The sequence below is a fragment of the Massilia sp. P2_C2 genome (assembly GCF_056404615.1).
Map to the genome: position 1 here is coordinate 1 of NZ_JBFUDR010000547.1, position 2038 is coordinate 2038.

Here is a 2038-nt window from a genome sequence, read left to right on the forward strand (position 1 = left end):
GTGCTGATCGGCGACGGCGAGACGGCGTTCGGCCAGGGGCAGAAAGACGCCGGTCCGTTCGCCCGCCAGGACTGGACGCCGCCACCACCCCCGCCGCCGCCGCCCCAACCGGCACCGCCGCCACCGCCGCCCACCGCGCCGCCGCTGCCGTTCACGTTCATCGGCAAGTCCGTCGCCGACGGCACGTGGGAAGTCTACCTGGCGCGCGGCGACCGCACGTACGTCGTGCGCGAGAAGGGCTTCGTCATCGACGGCACGTACCGCGTCGATGGCATCGCCCCGCCGGTCCTGACCCTGACCTATCTGCCGCTGAACCAGGTTCAGCAGCTCAATATTGGAGTATTCGATTGAACGCGAACCTGCCCACCATGCTGGCCCGGCGCCTGCTCCCGGCCGCGCTGGCCTTCCTGCTGGCCGGCTGCGCCGCGCAGATGGCTTATCGGCAAGGGAACGAACTCGTGGCCCAGGACAAGGTCGAGGCCGGGCTCTCGAAATACCAGGAGGCGCTGGCGGCCGACCCGACCAACGTCGCCTACAAGACCGCTTACCTGCGCGCGCGCGACGCCGCGACGAACCGCCTGCTGCCCCAGGCCGACCGTGAAATGGCCGAGGGCAAGCAGGAACTGGCCGTGCAGGACTACCGGCGCGTGCTGGCGATCGACCCGGTCAACGAACGCGCCCGCGCGGGCCTGCGCCAGGTCGACGCCGACCGCCGCCACGGCGTCTTGATGGAGGAGGCGCGGGCGGCGCTGGAGCCCAAGGACTACGACACGGCGAAAACGAAGCTGACCGCCATCCTGACCGAGCGTCCGACCCATGAAGCGGCGCGCGCGCTGCTGGTCGACGTGAACGACAGGATCGCGGCCAGCGCACCCGAGGCGGCGCTGGCGGCCGCGTTCCGCACGCCCATCAGCCTGGAATTCCGCGACGCGCCCCTGAAGCAGATCTTCGAGGTCATCGCGCGCCATTCGAACCTGAACTTCCTGTTCGACAAGGATGTCAAGACCGACCAGCGCGCGTCGGTCTTCCTGAAGAACAGCACGGTGGAAGCGGCCGTCTACTACCTGCTGATGACGAACCAGCTGGAACGCCAGGTCATGGACGGCAACACGATCCTGATCTACCCGAATATTGCGGCCAAGCAGAAGGAATACCAGGAGATGACGGTCAAGACCTTCTACCTGGCCAATGCGGAAGCGAAGAGCGTCGCCAATACCCTGAAAACGATCCTCAAGTCGCGCGACGTGGTGGTGGACGAGAAGCTCAACCTCGTGATCCTGCGCGACAGCCCGGAGGCCGTGAAGCTGGCGTCGCAGCTGGTGGCCCTGCAGGACGTGCCCGAGGCCGAGGTGATGCTGGACGTGGAGGTGCTGGAAGTGCAGCGCAACCGCCTGCTCGACCTGGGCATCGACTGGCCCACGAGCCTGGCGTTCACGCCGTTGACGACGTCGGCCGGCGCGGCGATCACGGTCGACCAGCTGCGCCACCTGAACGGCAGCACGATCGGGGTGACGGGCGTGAACGGCTCCATCACCGCGAGCAAGACGGACGGTGATTCCGACACGCTGGCCGCGCCGCGCATCCGCGTGCGCAACAAGGAAAAGGCCAAGGTCGTCATCGGCGACAAGCTGCCCACGATCACGACGACGATTTCGTCCGGCGTGGGCGGCTTCGCGTCGGAGTCGGTGAACTATGTCGACGTCGGCCTGAAGCTGGACGTCGAGCCCACGATCTACCTGAACAACGAGGTCGGCATCCGCATCTCGCTCGAGGTCAGCAACCTCGTCGACACCGTCACCACGAAGGGCGGCACGACGGCCTACCGCATCGGCACGCGCTCCGCGTCGACCATGCTGCAGCTGAAGGATGGCGAGAACCAGGTGCTGGCGGGCCTGATCAAGAACGAGGACCGCTCYAGCGCCACCAGGCTGCCCGGCGTGGGCGACCTGCCCATCGTGGGCCGCCTGTTCGGCAGCCAGCAGGACACGCGCAACAAGACGGAAGTCGTGCTGTCGATCACGCCGCACCTGATCCGTAC

1 protein-coding gene and 1 pseudogene are annotated in these 2038 nt (G+C 67.3%); both read left to right on the forward strand.

Annotated features, from left to right (window positions below; genetic code table 11):
* Positions 1-351, forward strand: a pseudogene (locus AC1DYX_RS30660) (hypothetical protein); the annotation flags it as partial.
* Positions 348-2038 (forward strand): secretin N-terminal domain-containing protein (locus tag AC1DYX_RS30665; RefSeq protein ID WP_477265928.1); only part of this gene is annotated, 1691 nt, incomplete at its 3' end. The pseudogene AC1DYX_RS30660 and the gene AC1DYX_RS30665, both read left to right, overlap by 4 nt.